The organism is Actinoplanes sp. NPDC023714, from assembly GCF_040639855.1.
Classification (GTDB): Bacteria; Actinomycetota; Actinomycetes; order Mycobacteriales; family Micromonosporaceae; genus Actinoplanes.
In genome coordinates this window covers 428,415-448,614 of record NZ_JBFAAR010000004.1, presented here as the reverse complement: position 1 = coordinate 448,614, position 20,200 = coordinate 428,415, and the positions used below count along the sequence as shown (strand labels likewise).

Annotated in this window: 18 protein-coding genes and 2 pseudogenes; 7 read left to right on the top strand and 13 right to left on the bottom strand. The window is 73.2% G+C overall.

Annotated features, from left to right (window positions below):
- The first annotated feature begins 98 nt into the window (after positions 1-98).
- Entirely contained in the window at positions 99-1,931 is a 1,833-nt protein-coding gene (locus AB0G10_RS21390) for an FAD-binding oxidoreductase (protein ID WP_360924152.1), read from the top strand.
- Positions 1,932-2,649: 718 nt separating this feature from the next.
- Here the strand turns inward: AB0G10_RS21390 and mnhG are convergent.
- The 9 genes and pseudogenes from mnhG to AB0G10_RS21345 all read right to left on the bottom strand — a co-directional run.
- Positions 2,650-2,955 (bottom strand): annotated as a pseudogene (gene mnhG / locus AB0G10_RS21385) (monovalent cation/H(+) antiporter subunit G); the annotation flags it as partial.
- The gene (locus tag AB0G10_RS21380) at positions 2,952-3,215 is read right to left on the bottom strand and encodes a monovalent cation/H+ antiporter complex subunit F (protein ID WP_360924149.1); all 264 of its coding nucleotides are present in this window, start codon (positions 3,213-3,215) and stop codon (positions 2,952-2,954) included. The pseudogene mnhG and the gene AB0G10_RS21380, both read right to left, overlap by 4 nt.
- Entirely contained in the window at positions 3,212-3,748 is a 537-nt protein-coding gene (locus AB0G10_RS21375) for a Na+/H+ antiporter subunit E (protein WP_360924146.1), read from the bottom strand. Before AB0G10_RS21375 ends, AB0G10_RS21380 begins: the two co-directional genes overlap by 4 nt.
- Entirely contained in the window at positions 3,745-5,271 is a 1,527-nt protein-coding gene (locus AB0G10_RS21370; RefSeq protein WP_360924143.1) for a Na+/H+ antiporter subunit D, read from the bottom strand. Before AB0G10_RS21370 ends, AB0G10_RS21375 begins: the two co-directional genes overlap by 4 nt.
- Positions 5,268-5,702, bottom strand: coding sequence for a Na(+)/H(+) antiporter subunit C (locus tag AB0G10_RS21365; protein ID WP_360924140.1), 435 nt, complete (start codon positions 5,700-5,702; stop codon positions 5,268-5,270). The genes AB0G10_RS21370 and AB0G10_RS21365 overlap by 4 nt, the downstream gene beginning before the upstream one ends.
- Positions 5,699-8,500: a Na+/H+ antiporter subunit A gene (locus AB0G10_RS21360; RefSeq protein ID WP_360924137.1), complete on the bottom strand. Its 2,802-nt coding sequence runs from the start codon at positions 8,498-8,500 to the stop codon at positions 5,699-5,701. The genes AB0G10_RS21365 and AB0G10_RS21360 overlap by 4 nt, the downstream gene beginning before the upstream one ends.
- An 85-nt stretch (positions 8,501-8,585) precedes the next feature.
- Entirely contained in the window at positions 8,586-9,137 is a 552-nt protein-coding gene (locus AB0G10_RS21355) for a GerMN domain-containing protein (RefSeq protein ID WP_360924134.1), read from the bottom strand.
- Positions 9,131-10,477, bottom strand: coding sequence for a HAMP domain-containing sensor histidine kinase (locus AB0G10_RS21350; RefSeq protein WP_360924131.1), 1,347 nt, complete (start codon positions 10,475-10,477; stop codon positions 9,131-9,133). The genes AB0G10_RS21355 and AB0G10_RS21350 overlap by 7 nt, the downstream gene beginning before the upstream one ends.
- Positions 10,474-11,166 (bottom strand): response regulator transcription factor, encoded by a 693-nt coding sequence (locus AB0G10_RS21345; RefSeq protein WP_360924128.1) that lies wholly within the window; start codon positions 11,164-11,166, stop codon positions 10,474-10,476. Before AB0G10_RS21345 ends, AB0G10_RS21350 begins: the two co-directional genes overlap by 4 nt.
- Before the next feature lie 151 nt (positions 11,167-11,317).
- On the opposite strand from AB0G10_RS21345, the gene AB0G10_RS21340 reads away from it, so the two are divergent.
- The 3 genes and pseudogenes from AB0G10_RS21340 to AB0G10_RS21330 all read left to right on the top strand — a co-directional run bounded on the left by AB0G10_RS21340 (position 11,318) and on the right by AB0G10_RS21330 (position 12,776).
- On the top strand, positions 11,318-11,578 hold the full coding sequence (locus tag AB0G10_RS21340) for a GlsB/YeaQ/YmgE family stress response membrane protein (RefSeq protein ID WP_360924125.1): 261 nt from the start codon (positions 11,318-11,320) through the stop codon (positions 11,576-11,578).
- 8 nt (positions 11,579-11,586) lie between these two features.
- Positions 11,587-11,913, top strand: a pseudogene (locus AB0G10_RS21335) (STAS domain-containing protein); the annotation flags it as partial.
- Between the two features lie 83 nt (positions 11,914-11,996).
- Positions 11,997-12,776 (top strand): hypothetical protein, encoded by a 780-nt coding sequence (locus AB0G10_RS21330; protein WP_360924123.1) that lies wholly within the window; start codon positions 11,997-11,999, stop codon positions 12,774-12,776.
- An 11-nt stretch (positions 12,777-12,787) separates the two neighbouring features.
- On the opposite strand, the gene AB0G10_RS21325 is transcribed toward AB0G10_RS21330, so the two are convergent.
- Together AB0G10_RS21325 and AB0G10_RS21320 are read right to left on the bottom strand one after the other, a co-directional pair.
- Positions 12,788-13,477 (bottom strand): hypothetical protein, encoded by a 690-nt coding sequence (locus tag AB0G10_RS21325; RefSeq protein ID WP_360924120.1) that lies wholly within the window; start codon positions 13,475-13,477, stop codon positions 12,788-12,790.
- 147 nt (positions 13,478-13,624) lie between these two features.
- Complete coding sequence (locus tag AB0G10_RS21320) at positions 13,625-14,929, bottom strand: serine hydrolase domain-containing protein (RefSeq protein ID WP_360924117.1); 1,305 nt, start codon at positions 14,927-14,929, stop codon at positions 13,625-13,627.
- A 108-nt stretch (positions 14,930-15,037) separates the two neighbouring features.
- Here AB0G10_RS21320 and AB0G10_RS21315 point away from each other — a divergent pair, with 108 nt between their 5' ends.
- Positions 15,038-15,490 carry an NfeD family protein gene (locus tag AB0G10_RS21315; protein ID WP_360924114.1) on the top strand — a complete coding sequence of 151 codons (453 nt, stop codon included), beginning with the start codon at positions 15,038-15,040 and terminating at the stop codon, positions 15,488-15,490.
- A 29-nt stretch (positions 15,491-15,519) separates the two neighbouring features.
- Positions 15,520-16,614, top strand: coding sequence for an SPFH domain-containing protein (locus AB0G10_RS21310; protein WP_360924111.1), 1,095 nt, complete (start codon positions 15,520-15,522; stop codon positions 16,612-16,614).
- A gap of 257 nt (positions 16,615-16,871) precedes the next feature.
- On the opposite strand, the gene AB0G10_RS21305 is transcribed toward AB0G10_RS21310, so the two are convergent.
- On the bottom strand, positions 16,872-17,903 hold the full coding sequence (locus AB0G10_RS21305) for a DMT family transporter (RefSeq protein WP_360924108.1): 1,032 nt from the start codon (positions 17,901-17,903) through the stop codon (positions 16,872-16,874).
- Between the two features lie 156 nt (positions 17,904-18,059).
- Here AB0G10_RS21305 and AB0G10_RS21300 point away from each other — a divergent pair, with 156 nt between their 5' ends.
- The gene (locus AB0G10_RS21300; protein ID WP_360924105.1) at positions 18,060-19,376 is read left to right on the top strand and encodes a PLP-dependent aminotransferase family protein; all 1,317 of its coding nucleotides are present in this window, start codon (positions 18,060-18,062) and stop codon (positions 19,374-19,376) included.
- On the opposite strand, the gene AB0G10_RS21295 is transcribed toward AB0G10_RS21300, so the two are convergent.
- A complete protein-coding gene (locus tag AB0G10_RS21295; RefSeq protein WP_360924102.1) occupies positions 19,357-20,160 on the bottom strand; it encodes a DUF3097 domain-containing protein in 804 nt (267 codons plus the stop codon). The genes AB0G10_RS21300 and AB0G10_RS21295 overlap by 20 nt on opposite strands.
- Positions 20,161-20,200: the final 40 nt, after the last annotated feature.

The window sequence follows — 20,200 nt, the reverse complement described above, 5'->3', positions numbered from 1 at the left end:
AATCCCGGCCGGTGGGGGCCCGCGCGGGCCGGATTTTCGCCGCACATCGGGCATATGGTGAGGGAGGATGTAGCTAACTTTTCGCGGAGGGTTCGTCAGTGTCGGCTGGTTCGGGACAGGGCTCCGACCCGCATCTGCTCGCGTTGCTGCGGGCCATCCGGTTGCGCCAGAACGCGCCGGATGCGGCTGCTGCCGGTGCGGCGGACACGGCTGCGGCGCTGTCCGACATCGCCGCGAAGGAGCGCTCCAAAACCGCGCCCTCAGCCGACATCCCGGATAAATCCGAGATATCGGGTGCTGGCCGGTCGAGGTCTTCCGCGTACGGAGGTGACGTGTCCCCCGAAGCCAGCTTCCCCGACGAGCCGCCGCTCCACCCCGGCCTCATCCCGCCGGCGCCGCCCCCTCCGAAGCCGGCCGCCCAGCCCGCGGCGACGCCACCGCCGAAAAAGGCCAACTCCGAGCTCCTCTGGCGCGGCGACCCCGGAGCGACCCTCGGCCGGTCCGGGCTGGGCGCCGGGGCCGGTACGGGCGCCCGCCGCCCGGCCGCCTCGAAGGGTGTGTGGGGCGCCGCGGCGGGCCGGACCACCACCCCGATGGGCGCGGCCGGCCGGATCAACCCGATCACCGGCATCAACCCGGCCGGCCCGGCCACCCCGGCGCCGCCGGTCCCCGGACTGGAGGGGATCCGGCCGATCGGCACGCCCGGCACCGAGTTCCCGAACGACCCGTCGGCGTACGGCGCCTACCCGCGGTCGCACCACGACCCGGCCCCGATCCGCAACGCGCCCGGCGCCGACGGCATGGACCCGGCCGACGACGTGGCCCTGCGCGACACGCAGCGGCTGCTGAGCACGAGTCTCACGTTCGCCGGCGGCGTCGAGGAGGTGGCCGAGCGGCTCTGGGGCGCCCTGCTCCAGGCACAGCCCGACCTGCTGGCCACGGTGGCCGGCACCGCCACGACGCAGCGGGCCCAGCTGGCCCGGGCGCTGACCTGGCTCGTGCACAACCTGGACAACCCGCCCACCGTGGTGGCCGGCTGCGGCGAGCTGGGCGCGGCGCTCGCCGAGTGCGGCGTCCAGTGGCAGCAGATGCAGCTGGTCGGCGCGGCCGTCGCCGAGTCGCTGCGGACCGGGATGGCGCCGGGCCAGTGGAGGCAGGACTTCGACCTGGCGTGGCGCTGGGCGTGGCAGCACACCTACGAGTGGATCGTGCACGGCGGGACGCTGGCCGCGTACCAGCCGACGGTCTGGACCGCCGAGGTGATCGCGCACGAGCTCCGCCGCCCCGACCTCGCGGTGCTCCGGGTCCGGCCGTTCATGCCCATGCCGTACCGCCCCGGCCAGTACGCCCGTGTCGAAGTGCCGGACCAGCCGGGTGCGTGGCGCCCGTATTCGCTGGCCGGCGCCCCGCACCGGGACGAGACGCTGGAACTGCACGTCCGCGCCAAGTCGGCGGCGGGGGTGAGCCACACGCTCGTGCACCGCACCCGGGTCGGCGACCGCATCCGGATGACCAAGGCCGAGGGCGACATGGCGATCCCCGCCGAGCCGGGCCGCGGCGTCCTCATGATCGCCGGCGACACGGGCGTGGCCCCGATGAAGGCGATGATCACCCAGCTGGCCGCGACCGCCGACCCGCGCCCGGTCACGCTCTTCTGGGGCGTCCGGGACATCTCCGAGCTCTACGACATCGACGACGTGTCCGCGATCGCCCACGCCTGCCCCAAGGTCACCGTCGTCCCGGTGGTCTCCGAGGGCAACCCGGGCCCCTATGCGTACGGCCTGGTCACGGACGTGGTGGCGGCCTACGGCGAGTGGTCCCGCCACGAGGTCTGCCTGGCCGGCCCGCCGCTGATGGTGGCCGCGACGAGCGCCGCCCTGGAGCAGCTCGGCGTGGCGCGAGCCCGCATCCACCACGATCCCCCGGAATAAGATCTTTGATTTGTACGGGGATGACGCCCGTCCCCACCCGCATCGACGGCAGTCCCGTGGCGCACCACACCTGCGGCCACGTTCCCCCGGCGCGACCCGCCGCCGGCCCCGGCGTGCCCGCACCCTCCACCGCGCCGCTCCCGGCCCCGCCACGCACCCGGCCGCGCCCGTGCCGGCCCACGCGCGAAGGCTCGATGTGCGCTCCCCCGCCGCCCCGGCTGCTGCCCATGGCTGTCGCGAGCCGGCACACGACAATGAGCTGCAGCCGAACCCCGATCGGCTGTCACCCACGGCTCCAGAAAACGCTCCCCACGACAACCCGCTGCAGCCGGCCGCGTCGCCGCGGTGGACCCCCGCCGGCTGGTCGCCTCCGGCGTCTCACCCGAGCGGGGACGGCGGGACGACCAGCCGGCGAGGTAGGGCCGCCGGCCGGAGGTGGGTTCACGGGGGCATTCCGGCCGGCGGGGATCGAGGGTCAGCGAGTTCGCGGCTCGCTCATCGGGCTGTCGCCGGTGGTCGAGGAGCCGCCCGCCGACCGGGAGCCGGCCGCGGACACCGAGCCCGTCGTGGACACCGAGCCGACCGTGGACACCGGGCCGACCGTGGACACCGGGCCGACCGTGGACACCGGGCCGACCGTGGACACCGGGCCGACCGTGGACGCGGCGTCGGCGGCAGACGAAGCGGCGGCCGGGTCGGCCGGTGACGGCTGGGTGGTCGCCAGCTCGTCGGCTATCAGGAGATCCTCGCGGACCCGCCCGGAGCGATACCCCGCCCGCCCGACCATGTGGGCCGCGACCGGGGCCGTGGCCATCTGGAAGACGGCTACGAGGAGCAGGACGCCCAGGTGGTCGCGGAGGCTCAGGGCGCAGCCGGCCAGGATCAGCAGCAGGCCGAGGACCTGCGGTTTCGTGGCGGCGTGCATGCGGGACAGCAGGTCGGGGAAGCGCAGCAGGGCGACGCCCGCGGAGAGGCTGAGGAGGGCTCCGAGGATCAGGCAGAGCCAGGCGACGGCGTCGATCATCGGGGTGGCCTCCGGGTGGCGAAGCGGGCGACGCTGACCGAGCCGATGAAGCCCAGGATCGAGAGGACCACCAGGATCGGCAGGGCGGTGGCGTCGCGGGAGAAGGCGGCCTCGGCGCCGATCGCGGCCATCACGATGGCGAGCAGCACGTCCATGGCGATGATGCGGTCCAGGATCGTCGGGCCGCGGACCACCCGGACCAGGGTGAGGACGGCGCCGGCGGTCAGCAGCACGGTGACGATCACGGCTACGGCGGTCATGCGGGTTCCCCTCGGAAAAGAGCACGCTCCGACGGCGAGCCGAAGGCGTCGACGATCCGGCGCTCCAGGGCCAGCACCTCGCCGCGGAAACGTTCGACCTCTTCGAGCGAGGAGACCCCGAGCACGTGTACGTACAGAACGCCGCGTTCCCGGTCGACCTCGACGATGAGGCTGCCCGGCACCAGCGACAGCGCCTCGGCGGTCAGCGTCAGGCCGAGGTCGGACGGGACCCGCAGGCGTACCGCGATGACGGCGCTCCGCACGGTCGTCCCGAACCGGAACGCCAGCAGCGCCACCTGCGCGCTCGCCACCACCATGTCGGCGGCGAACCGGACGGCGAACCGGAGGACGCCGAGCGGGTGGATGCGGCCCGCGTAGGTGACCGGCGGCAGCGGGAAGACGGTCAGCACGACGACGGCGATGAGCAGGCCGCCGACCACCGTGATCGGGGTGACGCCGCCCCAGAGCAGCGTCCAGATGACGGTGAGCGCGACCGCGGCGACACAGCGGTCCCGCCAGCGCCCCGCGCTCACGGGGCACCGCCCGACGAGGAAGCGGACTCGGCGAGCACCGAACGGGCGTACCCGGCTCGGTCGCTCAGATCCCCGGCCGCCTGATCACCGACCGCGAAGAGCGGCCCCGCCACCACGGTGAGCGCCACGCCGAACGCGACGAGGGCCAGGGTCGGGACGATCATCATGGGCGGGCACCGTCCGGCCTCGGGGGCGGGCATGGCCGGGTTCGGGGCGCGCCAGAAGGCGAGGTTCCAGACCCGGGCGATCGCGTAGAGGGTGAGCAGGCTGGTCAGCACGCTGCCGGCGACGAGCAGCCAGGCCAGCGGCCCGCCGTCGGTGACACCGGCCTCGATCAGGCCGAGCTTGCCGATGAAGCCGGAGAACGGCGGGATGCCGGCCAGGTTCAGCGCCGGGATCAGGAACGCGACGGCCAGGACCGGGTTGAGCCGCGCCAGGCCGCCGAGCCGGTCCAGCGCCGTGCTGCCGCCGCGTTTCTCGATGAGCCCGGCCGCGAGGAAGAGCGTCGTCTGCACGGTGATGTGGTGGACCACGTAGAAGATCGCGCTGGCCATCCCGAGCCGGCTGGTGAGCCCGACGCCGAAGAGCAGGTACCCGATGTGGCTGACCAGCGTGAACGACAGCAGCCGCTTGATGTCCGACTGGGCAACCGCGCCGAGGATGCCGACCACCATGGTGAGCAGCGCGAGCACCAGCAGGACCACTGTGGCGCGCCCGCCGGGGAAGAGCAGGGTCTCGGTACGGATGATCGCGTACACGCCGACCTTCGTGAGCAGGCCGGCGAACACGGCGGTGACCGGCGCCGGAGCGGTCGGGTAGCTGTCCGGCAGCCACGACGAGAGCGGGAACACCGCCGCCTTGATCCCGAAGGCGAGCAGCAGCATGCCCTGGAGGATCAGCTTGAGCCCGTCCGGCAGCCCGTCCAGCCGTTCCGCGAGCTGCGCCATGTTGAGCGTGCCGGTGGCCGCGTAGACCAGCCCGATCGCGGTCAGGAAGATCACCGAGGAGAGGAGGCTCACCACGATGTACGTCGTCCCGGCCCGGATCCGGTTCTCGGTGCCGCCGATGGTGAGCAGAACGTAGCTCGCCACCAGCAGGATCTCGAACCCGACGTAGAGGTTGAACAGGTCTCCGGCCAGGAACGCGTTGGTCACGCCGGCGGTCAGGATCAGGTATGCCGGGTGGTAGACCGAGAGCGGCGTCTCCTCGTGGCCGTCCGCCATGCCCTGCCCGATCGAGTAGATCAGCACGCAGACCGTGACGGCCGCCGAGACGACGAGCATGAGCGAGGCCAGCTCGTCGGCGACCAGCACGATGCCGAGCGGCGCGGCCCAGCCACCGACCGCGACGACCAGCGCGCCCTCGGTCGTGGAGAGGTAGAGCAGGGCGGACGATACGAGCAGGGTCACCGTGAGCGCGGTGAGGCTGACGGTCCGCTGCACCCGCGGCCGGCCGTTCATGAGCAGCGTGAGCGCGGCCCCGAGCAGCGGGATCGTCACCGGAAGGGGAACCAGCCAGGTCATCGGCGTCCCTCCGAGACGGCGACCGGGCCGGCCGCGTCGGACTCGTCCGAGTCGGCGACGCCGGAACCCTCGTCGCGCTCGGCCAGCATCATGATCCGCTTGTCCTCGACGTCGTCCTGCACCTCGTCGTGCCCGGACATGGCCCAGCTCCGGTAGGCGAGCGCCAGCAGGAACGCCGTCATGCCGAGCGTGATCACGATGGCCGTGAGGATCATGATCTGCGGCAGCGGATCGGCCATCTCCTCCTCCGGCGCGCCGCCCACGATCGGCGGGGCGCCGGCCTCGCCGCCGAGCAGGATCAGCAGGTTCACGCCGTTGCCGAGCAGGATCATGCCCATCAGCACCCGGGTGAGGCTGCGTTCGAGCAGCATCGAGACACCGGCCGCGAACAGCACGCCGATGACGACGACGTAGACCAGATTCGGCGTCATACCAGCTCCTTCTCGCGGTCCGGGGCGGCCGGGACGGATGGGGAGGCGTCCTCCCAGGAGGCGTGCTGGCGGTCCAGTTCGGCGCCGAGCGACCGCAGGATCTCCAGCACCAGGCCCACGACGATCAGGTAGACCCCGACGTCGAAGACCACGCTCGTCGCGAAGTGCACATGGCCGAAGACCGGCATGTGTACGTCGACCAGCGCACTTTGCAGGACCTCCCCGCCGGCGACCATCGCGGCCAGTCCGGCGCCGACGGCGGTCAGCAACCCGGCGCCGAGGACCACCCCGGCGTCGACCGGCGCGGCCGCGTTGAGCTCGGGCTTGCCGCCGGCCAGGTAGCGGGTGGTCAGGGCCAGGCCGGCCACCAGCCCGCCGGCGAACCCGCCGCCCGGCGCGTTGTGGCCGGAGAAGAGCAGGTAGATCGAGAACAGCACGATCGTGTGGAACAGCAGCCGGGCCACCACCTGCAGGATGATCGACTGCCGGCGGGCCTCCGGGGTGTCCCCGGCCCGCAGCCAGCCGGCCCCGCCGTCCGGGAGCGACGACGACGAGGGCACCCGGTGCCGCAGCGCGCCGTCCCGCCGGAAGATCAGGCTGGCCACGCCGGTCGCGGCCACCACGAGCACCGAGATCTCGCCCATGGTGTCCCAGGCGCGGATGTCGACGAGCGCCACGTTGACGATGTTGGTGCCGCCGCCGTACGAGACCGAGAGGTCCGGGAAGTCGATCGAGATGGGGATGGCCTGCCGGCCGCTGACCGCCGCGTACGCCATGCCGGCCGCGACCAGGCCGGACGCCACCGCCACCAGGTTGCGGACGATCCGGCTGCCGATCAGCGGGCGGGCCGAGAAGAACGCCGGCAACCGCCGCAGGACCAGCAGGAACATCACGATCGTGGCGGTCTCCACGAGGAACTGGGTGAGAGCCAGGTCGGGCGCGCCGTGCAGGATGAAGAGGACCGCCACGCCGTACCCGCCGACGCCGACCAGGATCATCGCGGTCATCCGCCGCCGGGCCCGGGCCGCGAGCAGCGCGGACGCGGCCACCACGGCGCCCGCGACGAGCTGCAGCGGGCTGTCCCAGAGGCGCAGGCCGGCCGCCGGCCAGGGCGCGCCGAGGCCGAGCGTCACGGCGCCGATGACGACCATGACGACCAGGATCGAGCCGAGGCTGAACGGCAGCGAGCCGCGCTGCGTCGCGCCGGTCACCTCGACGGCGGCCCGGTCCACGGCCGCCATGATCGAGCGGTAGACCGACTCGGCCGCCGGGAAGCGCTGGGCGGGCCACGGTCCGCGGCGGGCCACGCCGAACCAGACCGACAGGCCGATCGCGAGCACCGCGACCGAGAGCAGCACCGGCAGACCGAAGCCGTGCCAGAGCCCGAGGTGGTAGGCCGGCCCGCCGAAGGCGTCCGCCCACGGCGCGAGCAGGACGTCGAGGCGGGTGATCAGCAGGCCGGCGGCCAGGCTCAGGACGGCCAGCAGCACGGCCGGCGCCGTGAAGAGCACGCCGGGAGAAGCGGGGGCGGCCGCCGGAACCCCGGGCTTGCGGGCGAAGGCACCCCAGAGGAACCTCAGCCCGTACGCAACGGTCAAGCCGGACCCGGCAACCAGGGTGAGAAGAACGAGGCGGTCCTGCTCGAAGGCCGCGAAGGCGGCCTCCTTCCCGGCGAAACCGGCGAGCGGCGGGATGCCCGCCATCGACGCCACGGCGACGCCGGCGGCCGTCGCGAGCACCGGCAGGCGACGGCCGAGATCGCTCAGCTCGCGCAGGTCACGGGTGCCGGTGACGCGGTCGATCACGCCGACCACGAGGAAGAGCGCGGCCTTGAAGAGGGCGTGGGCGAGCAGCAGCGCGGCGCCGGCCAGCGCGGCCGCCCGGGTGCCGGCGCCGAACGCGACGGTGAGCAGGCCGAGCTGGCTGACCGTGCCGTAGGCGAGGACGAGCTTGAGGTCGTTCTGGCGCATCGCGGCCCAGCCGCCGAGCAGCATCGTGACCAGGCCGGCCGCCACCGTGATCGCCCGCCACGCGGCGACGTCGCCGAACGCCGGGCCGAGCAGGCCGATCAGGAAGACGCCGGCCTTCACCATCGACGCGGCGTGCAGGTACGCCGACGCGGGCGTGGGAGCGGCCATGGCGGCCGGCAGCCAGAAGCTGAACGGGAAGATCGCCGACTTGGAGAGCGCGCCGGCCAGGATCAGCACGGCCGCGGTGACCAGGTAGCCGCTCGAGGGCAGCTGCCCCGCGGAGATCTCCGACCAGCGGTAGGTGCCGGCGTGCTCGCCGAGCATCACGAACCCGACCAGCATGGCCAGCCCACCGGCGGTGGTCACGACGAGCGCCTGCATGGCGGCCCGGCGGGCCGCCGCCTGTTCCGGGCGATGACCGATCAACAGGTACGAGAAGACGGTCGTGAGCTCCCAGAACACGTAGAGCACGATGAGGTCGTCGGCGAGCACCAGCCCGGTCATCGAGGCCGCGAACGCGAGCAGCGTGCCGGCGAACCGGCCCTCGCCGTCGGTGAAGTAGCGGGCGCTGTAGACCAGGACGATCGCGCCGATCCCGCCGACGATCATCATCATCAGCCGGGCCAGCGGACCCATGTGGAACGCCAGGTTCACGCCGAGCTGGGGAACCCAGGGGTGAACCTCGTACCCAATATTTCCGAAAAATGCGTATAAAAGGGTGCAGGCTGGCACCAGCGCCAGGCCGTACAGCACGCGGTTGCCGCCGAACCGCACCAGGATCGGCGCGGCGAGGGCGGCCACGGCGTGCAGGATGAGGAGAAGAAGCACGCCACACCTTTCGCTCGCCGGCTCGGACAACGGTGACCGGCGGATGTGGCACTCCTGCCCCAGAACCACGACAGGTTCATGACTTTCAGGCAGGGGCGATCAGCGAGCTGTAATCCCAACCCCGCAGCGGGCGGTCGGTGAGCGAGCCGTCGGCGCGCGGCACCCGCAGCGGGTCGCCCTCCTGAGTGAACGACACCGACGCCACATCGGCCCGGGCCGTGAGCGTGCAGACGATCTGGGCGTACGCGAGGACCTCGTCGCTGCGGGCGCTGCCGGCGTCCTCCTCCTCGGTCACCTCGACCGTCACGCCGCCGCCGGAGTCGCGGGCGGACAGCGCGATCCCGGCCAGCGCCGTCGAGAGCCCGAGCCCGCGCTCGGCCGCGGTCGGGCCGGCGATCAGGTCGTCGAGCTGCCGCTGCGGGGTGGGCACCGAGCTGACCCGGCGGACCGCCTGCACGAGGCGGCCGTCGCGGACCATGCAGAGCACCTCGGCGACCTCGCCGCCGGGGGCCGGGCCGGCCGTCACGGTGTTCTGCCCGCCGTGCGGGAGGGTCACCTCGTGCGGCTCGTCCTGGGCCGGGATGCCGCAGCCCGCGACCAGCAGCACCGGCAGCAGCGCCAAGCGTCGTCTCAACATGAGAACTCCACCCGGAACCGTGCTCCGCCGCCCGGCCGGTCCCCGACCGAGGCCCGGCCGTCGTGCGCGGCCACGTGCCCCGCCACGATCGACAGGCCCAGGCCGGTGCCGTCGCCGCCGCCGCGCGCGTTCGCGGCCGGCCCGCGCACGAACCGGTCGAAGATCACCGGGCGGTGCTCCTCGGCCACGCCGGGCCCCTCGTCGTCGACCTCGACGAAGCAGCCGCCGCCGGCCGAGCCCAGCCGGACGGCGACCGGGCCTCCCCCGTACCGGATCGCATTGTCGACGAGATTGCCCAGCGTCTGCTCCACCCGGCGGCGGTCCACCCGCCACGTGTCCGGGGTGCCCGGCAGCGTCACGACCAGATCCTCCGGCAGCCCGCGGGACCGGCACACCGCGCGGGCCAGCTCGGCCATCTCGACCGGCTCCCGCTGCACCGGCCGGTCGCTGCGGGCCAGCTCCAGCAGGTCGTCGACGAGGTCCTGGAACCGGTTCACCTCGGCCGCGATCAGCGTGACGGCCTGCGCGGAGCGCTCGTCGAAGCCGTCCTTGCGCCGCTCGATCACGCTGACCGCCGCCGACAGCGTCTGCAGCGGCGACCGCAGCTCGTGGCTCACGTCCGCGGCGAACCGGCGGTCCCGCTCCAACCGGCGGGCCAGCTGGTCGGCCATGTCGTTGAAGGCGAGCGAGAGGGTGGCGAGGTCGGGCTCGGTGTCCGGGTCGATCCGGGTGCCCAGATCGCCGGCGGCCACCTCGCGGGCGGCGCCGGCCACCACGGTGAGGGGACGCAGCGCGTACCGGGTGACGTACCAGCCGACGGCCGCGCCGCCGGCCGCGACCATGATGGCGACGGCCGCGAGCACCAGCGCCAGCAGCTGGAGGGTACGGTCCAGCTCCCGCAGCGACACGATCTCGTAGAACGAGGACGAACCGGACAGCGGCACTCCGACGACGAGCGCCGGGCCGGCATCCCGGGTGATCCGCTGCGCGCCGGCCTCGCCCCGGGCGAGCATCTCCTGGAGCTTCGCCGGGATCGCCGAACCGGCCGCCGGCTCGGCCGTCCGGGAGTACCACTGGCCGCCCATCTGGAGCAGGACGTACCGGTCGGCGCCGGTGTCGAGCGCCCGCAGTGCCTCGGAGACGTCCGGCGACGGCCCGGCGATCCCGGCGTTCACCACGGTGGCGTCGAAGTACGCGGCCCGCACCGCGGTCCGCTCCCGCTCGGCGAAGAGCGTGTTCCGGATCAGCTCGTACGAGACCAGGCTCACGCTGGCCGAGAGCAGCAGCGCGCCGACCGCGAACGCGGCGCTCACCCGGGCCCGCAGGCCGATCGGCTTCACGGCTGCAGTTTGTAGCCCAGGCCCCGGACCGTCACCAGGTGGCGGGGCTCCTTGTTGTCCACCTCGATCTTGTGGCGGAGCCGGCCCACGTGCACGTCCACCACCCGCTCGTCGCCGAACTCGTAGCCCCAGACGCGCTGCAGCAGCTGCTGCCGGGACAGGACCAGGCCGGGGTGGGCGGCGAGCTCGCAGAGCAGGCGGAACTCGGTCCGGGTCACCGCCACGGGCGTGCCGTTCAGCCTGACCTCGCCGGCGTCCGGGCTCACCTCCAGGTCGCCGAACGCGAGCACCGTCGCCGACGGGGTGGCGGGCGCCGCGGCGGCCGTCACCTGGGCCCGGCGCCGCAGGGCCCGCAGCCGCGCGGCCAGCTCCTTGATCGCCACCGGCTTGATGACGTAGTCGTCGGCGCCCGCCTCGAGCGCCGCCACCACGTCGTGGGTGTCGTCCCGGGCGCTGATCACGATGATCGGCACCTCGGTGTCCCGGCGGAGCTGCCGGATGCACTCGAAGCCGTCCATCCCGGGCAGCATCAGGTCGACCAGGACGGTGTCGGCGGGACGGCGGCGCTGTTCAGCGAGCCCCTCCTCGGCGGTGGCGGCGGTGTACGCGGTGTACCCCTCGTCCTCCAGGGCCATGGACAGCGACAGCCGGATCCGGTCGTCGTCCTCGATCAGCAGCACGGCGGTCATATCCGCATGATGCCGCCCGGAACGCGCGGTCGCCCCTCACGTGCCTGAGACGAGGGGTTTGTCACCGAACTGTCATGGCCGCGGGCCGGTTTCGCCAAGCCACCGGGCCAGGCTGTGAGATCCCGGTTCCCCTTCCTTCGGGAGGTACAGCATGACGGCCGTCAGCCTGGCCGCCGCGGTCGCCGTCGGCATCGTCGCCGGCCTGGCCGCGCTCGTGCCGCTGCGCCGCCGGGGGCTGCCGCTCTGGCTGCCGTTCGCCGCGGGCGTCGGCGCGGCCGTGCTCGCCAGCGTCGTCACGCGGCTGTCGAACGCCGAACGCACCAGCCTGACGTTCGTCGAGTTTCTGCTCCAAGTCCTCTTCGCCGGCGCCGGACTGGCCGCCGTGGCGGTGACCGCAAGGAACGAACGATGACCGACACCGTGATCGTCACCCCGCTGACCGACCTCGACCGGGACGTGGCCGAGCTGATCCGGCCGGCGCTCATGGAGGCGGCCGGCGAGGGCCGGGACGTCGTGGTCGACCTCCGGGCCGTGCACATCATCGACTCGGCCGGGCTCGGGCTGCTGGTCCGCGCCCATCAGGAGGCGAAGCAGCAGGGCGGCCGGTTCGCGCTGGCCGCGCCGTCGCGGTTCGTGCTGACCGTGCTGCACACGATGAAGCTGGACGGGTTGTTCGCGCTCTACCCGGACCGCGAGGCGGCGACGAGCGGCGCCGCCCCGCTCGACATCGCGGAGCTGGTCTCCTGATCGAGCCGGCCGTCCCCTATCAGATTTCTGTGATTCACACCGGATAACGGCAACCCGGGCGCTTCCCCGCCGATCAGGAAGCCATGACTGCCGAAGCCTCCGTGACGCACCCCGTCGAGTGGTGGAAGCAGTTCGAGACCGCCACCGAACGGTTCGACGAGGCGATCCTCACCACCGGCCTGACCGAGCTGCTGCTCCCCAAGATCACGTCGCAGCTGCTCCAGCGGGAGGCGGACATCGCCGCCGACATCACGATCCTCTACCGCAACAAGCCGAAGAGCGAGGGCCTGCACGATCGGTATCTCGCCGCCGCCGAACGGCTCCGCGAGACGATCGCCCGGCTCGCGGTCCGCGACGTCGACCAGTCGACGCTCGCCGAGGCGCTGGCGGTCTCCTGGGTGATCGACGGCGAGTACGCCCGGGCCGCCGCCGAGATGGAGGCCCGGGTCGGCGCGGTGGCGCTGCTGCGCGTCTTCGTCTCGGCGCTGCGCGTCTCGCACCTGAACGTCAACGTCACCGCCCAGCTGCTCAACTCGGGCCGCACCCCGGCCGAGGCGATCTACGCGGGCCGGGTCCTCGGCAAGTACGGCTACTGGCCGGACTGGCTGCAGAGCCTCGTCGTCGAGCACGCCCAGGCCGGCACCCTGACCGAGGAGTTCGTGAAGGCGCTCGACCTGTGCGCGTTCGCGACGCTGCGCTCCACCCAGTCGCGGTTCGCCCGCCAGCTGCTGCGCGGCGAGCCGGCCGCGATCCGGTCCGCGGTCCGCATCCTGGAGTCGATCGGCGAGGCCGAGATCGCCGGACGCCTGCGCGAGGGCGACATGGGAGCGGTGGCCTTCGCCGCCCGCTTCGCGTCGGTCTGAAAGCCGGCGGCCTAGAAACCGGACGCCTTCGGGAGCAGCCGCCCCCCGGTCCAGGCCAGGCCCATCCCGGCCGCGAGCAGCAGCAGCGCCCCCACCGTGGGCAGTGGCTTGGCCGCGTACGACTCCGACCCGATCGCCAGGGCCGCCAGCATCATCAGGACCCCGTCCGCCGGGTTGACCAGCTTCGAGCGGAACACCGCCCAGCCGAGCAGCAGCAACCCCACCCCGGTGATCGTCCCGGCCGCGGTGACGAGGGCCGGCACATGACCGGTCACGATCGGCGCGCTCTCGATCACCGCCTCCTCCGGGAGGGCGGCGAGCGGCACCAGCGTCGTGGATCCGGCGAGGGTCACCAGCAGCCCGGTGAGAGCACACCGCCGGGTACGGGAGCCGGCCAGCAACCCGGCGAGCGCGATCAGCGCGACCGTGGCGAGCCAGCCCGCGAGCAGGCGTACCGCGAGCGGGCCGGGAGCGCTGCTGACGCCGAGGGTGAGCCAGCCGTAGAGGACCGCCGCGACCGGCAGCGCCCAGAGCGCGAGCCGGGCGTACCGGCGGACCGACCAGATCCACACGGCGTCCCGGACCGGGACGGTGTCCAGCCCGACCGCCTCCGCGCCGGCCACCGAGGTGGGCGCGCCGACCCAGGCCGGCGCCACCCGGAGGGGACGCCCGCTGGCGGTCTGACGTTGGCTGATGCTCATGGCTCCGCCTTGTTCACACGGCCCGTGGCAGGCACGAGGTTCGCAGGGGCAACGAGCCGAGCGGCCGGGGGCGCCGGTCGGATCCTGCGAGGAAGCATGTCAGGCCGGACTTAAACCGTGGGCTATTTCACCAAAAAATGGGAAAAGTCAGGCCAGGTGGCTCGCATCTCTGCAGTAGACGAAGGTCGCGATGTCCAACGCCTCCACGGCGCCGTCCCCGCCCCGCACCGCCCGCAGGAACTCACCCTCGTTGGCGCCCTCGACCCCGCGCCACCGATCCGGGGCCTCCCGGACGAAGCGGGTGCGGTGGTACGGCCCGGTCATCACGAGCGCCTCGCCGTCCGGCACGACCTCGTACTCGCTGCCCATCCACCACCAGCGCCCGCACAGTTCGGCCGCCTCGCCGGACGGGACGACCGGCGGCCGCCACGGCACGACCGGCGAGGGCTCGTCGTCGACGACGGTCGTGAGCGTCCGCAGCGCCACGTCCCGGATGTGGTCGCCGGTCAGGCCGTACGCGTTGGCGAAGACGATCACACCGAGCCGGCTCCGCCGGTGGACCACCAGGTGTGCGACGTACCCCGGCATGGAGCCGCCGTGGCCGACGTAGACCCGCTCCCCCACCCGGAAGAGCTGCGGGCCCAGACCGTGCCCGGCGGTCCACGACTCGAGGTCGCTGAGCACCACCGGCGTGCACATCTCGTCGACGGTCTCCCGGGCCAGCACGGCCGGGGCCGGGTCGGCCAGGAATCCGGCCCACTTGGCCATGTCGGTCACCGTCGACCACAGCTGCCCGGCCGGCGCCATCGCCCCGGTGTCCGGGCGCGGCTCCTCGTGCAGCGCGCCGCCGAGGTCGTGCACGACGTAGCCGCGGGCGTACGGCTCGACCGGCGCGTAGGTGGTCCGCTTCATCCCGAGCGGGTCGAGCACCCGCTTGCCGGCCAGCTCGATCCAGCTCTGCCCGGTGACGCGTTCCAGCACCGCGCCGAGCAGCCCGTACGCCAGGTTCGAGTACCGGTACCGGCGGAACGGCTGCCCGGCCAGCTTCTCGTACGTCAGCCCGGCCAGCAGCCGGTCGACGTCCCCGCCGGCGGTGCGCTCCCACCACGGGCCGTCCGGCTCGCGCTGCAGGCCGGAGACGTGCCCGAGCAGCTGCCGCAGCGTCACCCCGCCGATCGGGGTGCCGGGCAGGTGCCGGTAGAGCAGGTCGTCCAGGGCGAAGAAGCCCTCGTCGCGCAGCTGCATCACCAGCGTCGCGGTGATCGTCTTGGTGATCGACCCGAGGCGGTACTGCGTCTTCGGATCCGGGCGGGGCTGCTCGCCGGCGGCCGCGAAGTGCAGCACGGCACGGTCCCGGACGACCGCGAGGGCGAGCGACGGCACCCGGCCGGTGGATTGGGCCCGGGCGGCGATCTCGTCGACGCGGCGGGCGGTCTCCGGAAGCAGCGACACGGTGGAACCTCTCGGTGGGGGGACTGACGGGTTTAACTGTTCGATGACGATTCGGCTACGCCGAATCGTCATGTGCCGGACGTGCGCGGACGTGCCACGATCGATGATGTGGAAGCCGTACTCTGGATCGTCCTCGCCATCGCGCTGGTGATCGGCGAGGCCTTCACCGCGACGATTCTCGTCATCTTCTTCGCGGCGGGCGCCGCCGCGGCCGCCGGCGCGGCCGCTCTCGGTGCGCCGCTGCTCGTCCAGGTCATCGTCTTCGCCCTGGTCTCCGGCCTCTCGGTGGCCGCGGTCCGGCCGATCGTGATGCGGCACGCCCGCCCCGCGATCGAGACGGGCGACACGCCGTTCGGCATCGAGGCGATGGCGGGCGCCCGCGGCACCGTCGTCGACGCGGTCGACGCCGGCCGTGGCATGGTGAAGATCGACGGCGAGTTGTGGCAGGCCCGCTCGTTCGACGGCAACGAGTCGTTCCAGCCCGGCGACCGCGTGCGCGTCGTCAAGGTCCGGGGCGCCACCGTCCTGGTCTGGCACGACGACGATCTCCCCGACGTCTAGTAACGCTCTTCGACAACCTGAGAGGCGTCATGGAAGCCATCATCCTGGTGCTCGTCATCGTCATCGCGGTCTTCGCGGTGACGACCCTCGTGAAGTCGGTGCGGATCGTCCCGCAGCAGCGCATGGACGTGGTCGAGCGCCTCGGCAAATACAAGCGCACCCTCTCGCCCGGGCTGAACCTGCTGGTGCCGTTCATCGACGCGGTCCGCACCAAGGTGGACATGCGCGAGCAGGTGGTCTCCTTCCCGCCGCAGCCGGTGATCACCTCGGACAACCTGGTCGTCTCGATCGACACGGTGCTCTACTTCAAGGTCGTCGACCCGGTGCGGGCCACCTACGAGATCTCCCACTTCCTCCAGGCGATCGAGCAGCTCACCGTCACCACCCTGCGCAACGTGATCGGCTCGCTCGACCTGGAGCGCGCCCTGACCAGCCGCGAGGAGATCAACAAGCACCTGTCCGGCGTCCTCGACGAGACCACCGGCCGCTGGGGCATCAAGGTCACCCGGGTCGAGATCAAGGCGATCGAGCCGCCGCCCAGCATCCGCGACTCGATGGAGAAGCAGATGCGCGCCGAGCGTGACCGGCGGGCCGCGATCCTCAACGCCGAGGGCCACAAGCAGGCGCAGATCCTCACGGCCGAGGGTGAGAAGCAGGCGGCCGTGCTGCGCGCCGACGGTGACCGGCAGGCCCGGATCCTGCAGGCCGAGGGGCAGGCCAAGGCGATCCGTACCGTCTTCGACGCCATCCACCAGGCGAACCCGTCGCAGAAGGTGCTCGCCTACCAATACCTCCAGTCCCTGCCGCAGATCGCGAACGGCTCGGCCAACAAGGTCTGGATCGTGCCGACCGAGCTGACCAAGGCCCTCGAGGGTCTCGGCGGCGCGCTGGGCGGTCTCGCGAACATGGCCGGCGACGTTCCCTCGCAGAACGTCGACTCGGAGGCGGTCGAGCGGGAGGCGGCAGCGGCGGCCGAGGCTGCGGCCGCCGAGGCGCAGCGGGTGAACGCCGAGGTCCGGGCGGCCGAGGCGGAGTCCACATCGTCGGCCCTTCCGCAGGTCCCGCCGACGGCCGCGCTGGGCGGCGCGGATTACGCGGGCGAGGATCACATTCAAAAAGCCTGATGCGTACGAGGGGAAGGCCGGTCCCGCCGGGGACCGGCCTTCGCCCCATCCGCTCGCGCCCCGACCGCCCTCCCCCTCCCTCCCCCTCCCTCCCGACCGCGATCTTGTGAATCTGCGCAGAAACGGTCCAGCACAACTCCACAAGATCGAGCCAAAGACGACCCGGCCGCGCCCTCGGCCGCGCCCCGGCCGCCCCCCGGCCGCGCTTCCCCCGACCGCGATCTTGTGAATCTGTGCAGAGACGGTCCGGCGCAACTTCACAAGATCGAGGCGGAGGGGAGCCCGGCCTTCGTCGTTCCGGCCCGGGGCGGGTGGTCGTCGCCGCGGCCACGGGACTCCGGCCCTACGCCCTCGGACCGCCGCCACGCCCGAGCCTCAAGCCGCCGCGGCACCCCGGGACGGCACCGGCCCGGGGCACGTTCCGGCGAAGCCGGGCCACGCCCGGTCAGCCCCACCCCGAGGCCCACGGCGACCGTCGCGATGCCGAGCCAGACGAGCGGGCGCGGCGACGGCCCGCCCAGCGCCATCCCGGCGAGCGCCGCGCTGATCGGCGCCACCCCGGTGAGCAGGCCGGCGCGGCCCGCGCCGATCCGGTCGACGCAGGTGTACCAGAGCAGGAACGCCAGGGCGGTCACGGCGACCGCCAGATAGGCGCCGGCCAGCAGGTCGGCGGCGGTCAGCCGGGCCACCGCGGCCGGGCCCTCGGTCACCGCGCCGGCCACCCCGAACAGCACCGCGGCCAGCCAGGTGGTGTGCGCCGAGACGCCGAGCGGGCCGTGCCGGCCGAGCAGCGGGACCGCGAGCAGGGTGAACGCGGCCTCGCACGCGAACGTCACGAACGCCCAGGCCAGCCCGGCCGCGTCGGTACGGCCCAGGCCCTGGACCAGGGCGGCGCCGGCGGTCACCACGACGGCCGCCAGGATCACGCGCTGGGACGGGCTGCGACCCTCCAGCATCGGGCCGCCGACCGCCAGCAGGATCGGCACGCACGCGACGGCCACGCCGAGGACGGCCGGCTCGGCGTGCGCGGCGCCGCGGACCAGGGCGACGTTGAAGAGCAGCAGCCCGGTGCCGGTGACGCCGAGCAGCCACAGCCACTCGGTCCCCCGCGGGCGGTGCAGCCGGGCGCCGGTGAACCGGGCCCAGGCCAGCAGCAGGAGGAAGGCGGCGCCGTAGCGGAGCGCCTGCACGGTGAACAGCGGCGCGCCGGCGAGATGCCCCGACACGGCCACGCTGCCGCCGACGAAGACCATCCCGGCGGCGCCGGAAATCACGGGTAACGCTTTCACGCCCCCGATCCTGCGCCGCGATATGGTTCGGTTCGAGGACCAATCCGCACGGAAGGAAGCGGACCAATTCCGGGCTCGGACTTTCTTCAGCTGCGCCCCGGCGCCGCCCCGGCCAAGGGGCTGACCGCCTGGCTGGCCGGCGGGCTGCGCACGGCCGTGGCCGCCGGCCGGCTCGCACCGGGCGACCGGCTGCCCGCCACCCGGCAGCTCGCCGCCGAGCTCGGCGTGTCCCGGGGCGTCGTGGTCCAGGCCTACCAGCGGCTCACCGACGAGGGCCTGGCCGCGGCCCGGACCGGTTCGGGCACCGTGGTCACCGGCCGGCCCGGGACCCGGCGGCCCGCCCTCGACCGCCGGCGCACCCTCGACGAGCTGCGCCTGCCCCTCTCCACTCCGGACGGCATCGACCTGAACCTCTCCCCCGGCGTGCCCGACCTGTCCGCGTTCCCGCGCACGGCGTGGCTGCGGGCCGAGCGGACGGTGCTCGACCGGGTGACCGGTTCCGATCTGGGATACGGCGACCCGGGCGGCGCGCCGGGACTCCGGTCGCAGCTGGTCGGCTGGCTCTCCCGTACCCGTGGGGTCCGGGCCGAAGCGGACGACGTGGTCGTCACCGCGGGCGTAGCGCAAGGTCTCGCCCTGCTCGCGCAGGTCCTGCGCGGCGAGGGCGTGAGCGATGTGGCCGTCGAGGACCCCGGATCGCGCGGCGCCACCGACCAGCTCGCCTACTGGGGGATGCGGACCACCGGCGTCGCGGTGGACGACGAGGGGATGCGGACCGACCTGCTGGCGGACGCCGCGGCGGCGCTGCTCACCCCGGCACACCAGTTCCCGACCGGGGTCGTGCTCAGCCCCGGCCGCCGTCGCACCCTCCTCGCCTGGCCGGGACTGATCATCGAGGACGACTACGACGCCGAGCACCGCTACGACCGGTCGCCGGTCGCGGCACTCCAGGGATCGGCGCCGGAACGGGTCGCGTACCTCGGCAGCGTCTCCAAATCGCTCGCGCCCGGCATGCGGCTCGGCTGGCTCGTCGCCCCGCGCCGGATGCAGACGGCGCTGCTCGCCGCGAAACACGCGACCGATCTCGGCAATCCGGCCGTGCCCCAGCTGGTCCTCGCCGAGCTGCTGGCCTCCGGCGACTACGAGCGTCATCTGCGCGCGGTCCGGGAGCGCCAGCGCCGCCGCCGCGACGCCCTGCTCGGCGCGCTGCGCGCGCATCTCCCCGGCGCGCGGGTGGCCGGCGTCGCTGCCGGGCTCCATCTTCTGGTCATGCTGGAGGGGTACGGGGACACGCCCGACACGGTCCTCGCCGAGCGGGTGGCGGCCGCCGGCGTGATGGTCCACCCGCTCTCCTGGCACCGGCGCCGGCCCGGCCCGCCCGGCCTCGTGATCGGTTACGCCGCCCACCCGCCGGACCGGCTCGCCGAGGCAGCCGGGCGAATTGGAATGGCGCTCAGTCCTCCAGGACGGTGACGAAATCGATCAGGCGCTCCATCGAGTTGATCAGCGGCGTCTCGACGTCCTTGTAGCTGTGCACCGAGGCGAGGATGCGGCGCCACATGTCGGCCGGCTCGCGCACGCCGGCGGCCTCGCAGACGCCCTCCTTCCACGGCCGGCCCGGCGGGATCACCGGCCAGGCGCGCAGGCCGACCCGGTCCGGCTTCACGGCCTGCCAGACGTCCACGTACGGATGACCGGTCACCAGCACGTCCGGGTCCTTCACGGCGGCCACGATCCGGCTCTCCTTGGAGCCCGGCACCAGGTGGTCGACGAGCACCCCGAGCCGGCGCCGCGGGCCCGGCCGGAACTCGGCGACCGCGGCGGCCAGGTCGTCGATGCCGTCGAGCGGCTCCACCACGACGCCCTCGATCCGCAGGTCGTCGCCCCAGATCCGCTCGACCAGGGCGGCGTCGTGGATGCCCTCCACCCAGATCCGGCTGGCCTTGGCGACCTGCGCCCGGACGTCGTTCACCGCGATCGAGCCGGAGGCGGTGATCCTCCTTTTTTGTTTTTGCACGGCGACCGGCCGCCGCAGGGTCACGGTCACCCCGTCGAGCAGGAACGCCCCCGGCGTCAACGGGAAGTTGCGACGCTTCCCGAACCGGTCCTCCAGCACCACGGCGCCCAGCTCGAAGCCGACGACCGCGCCGCAGAACCCGGAATCGGCGTCCTCGACCACCAGATCCGGTTCGGCGTCCACCTCCGGTATCGGCTTGCGTCGACGCCGGCCGCCCGCGAGCACATCCTCCCCATACATGTCCCGCACGGTAACCCGCGATCACGAACACACCGGTGGT